The sequence below is a fragment of the Agromyces sp. P2_B3 genome (genome assembly GCF_056404815.1).
In genome coordinates this window covers 1-1,520 of the sequence record NZ_JBFUDH010000048.1, presented here as the reverse complement: position 1 = coordinate 1,520, position 1,520 = coordinate 1, and the positions used below count along the sequence as shown (strand labels likewise).

Genomic DNA, 1,520 nt, shown 5'->3' with positions numbered 1-1,520 from the left:
ACGTACACCGCAACCCAAGCCCTCGGCGGCTCCACCGCGACTCGGGCCGTGTCGATCAACTACGCCACCCCCACGATCACGTCCTCGTCGTCCACGACCTCAACAACCCCGACCATCAGCGGCACCGCCGCCCCCGGCACGACCGTGCRGATCTTCCGCAGCGGGACCCCGATCAGCAGCRCYGTCASCGTCCCCGGAACCGGGAACTGGTCSRTSCCCGTGACCACCGCSCTGACCACCGGCACCCACACCATCCAAGCCGGGCAGAACACCCYCYACRRCACCSTGCGCAACTCCGCCACTCAGAACCTGACCGTGACCCTGACCACCCCGGTGGGAATCTCATCGGGTTCGGCAGTCCTGGACCGGGTGACCCTGTCCGGGACCGGGCACACCGGTAGCACCGTGACGATCACCCGGAACGGCACGACCATGGCCACAAGTGTGCCCGTGACCGGCGGATCCTGGACCACGACGTTCACCGACCCCTCTGCGAACGGGTCGTACACGTACACCGCAACCCAAGCCCTCGGCGGCTCCACCGCGACTCGGGCCGTGTCGATCAACTACGCCACCCCCACGATCACGTCCTCGTCGTCCACGACCTCAACAACCCCGACCATCAGCGGCACCGCCGCCCCCGGCACGACCGTGCAGATCTTCCGCAGCGGGACCCCGATCAGCAGCACTGTCACCGTCCCCGGAACCGGGAACTGGTCSATCCCCGTGACCACCGCCCTGACCACCGGCACCCACACCATCCAAGCCGGGCAGAACACCCCCCACAACACCCTGCGCAACTCCGCCACTCAGAACCTGACCGTGATTACAGCACCGGTGATAATCGACACCCCCGTCGATGCGGCGCGGGTACGGACTTCGACCCCTGAGATCTCCGGAACCGGCCACCCCGGCGCGACCGTCACGATCACACGTGGCGCCACCGAACACGGCATTGCCCTGGTTGACGATGCGGGCAACTGGTCGGTACCGGCAGCTACGACGCCGTTCCCGAACGGCCAGATTACGATCACCGCGAGCCAGACATTCACCGGCGCCCCTGACCGTGCCACCACGCGTCAGTTCGAGGTCGCGGTTCCCGAACAGGTCCAGATTCTCACCCCCGCCGATGGGACGATCCTGACCACCAGCACCGTCACCCTGAGCGGCACCGGCGAGCCGAACGAGCAGGTCACAATCACCAATGACGAGGACGGCACCGAACTCGGTATCGCCCGCAGCGATGACCTCGGCACCTGGACGGTCACGACCGGCCCCCTCACCAACGGCGACTATGCAGTGACCGCGACACAGGTGATCCTCGGGGCGGCCACGACCACCGACCATCGCACCTTCACCGTAGTCACGACTGCGGACGCGAACACCACCACGGCCGGTACGGCTGATGCTGGGGTGACCGCTGCTGGTCAGACGAACACGAACGCGTCGGCATCGGCTGCGGCGGACGCGAACGCGAACGGTGCGGCTGTGGCTGCGGCGTACTCCGACGCGACCAGCAC

1 pseudogene is annotated in these 1,520 nt (G+C 67.3%); it reads left to right on the top strand.

Going from position 1 to position 1,520, the window contains the following annotated elements:
• Positions 1-315 precede the first annotated feature (315 nt).
• Positions 316-1,520 (top strand): annotated as a pseudogene (locus AC1DZA_RS20105) (hypothetical protein); the annotation flags it as partial.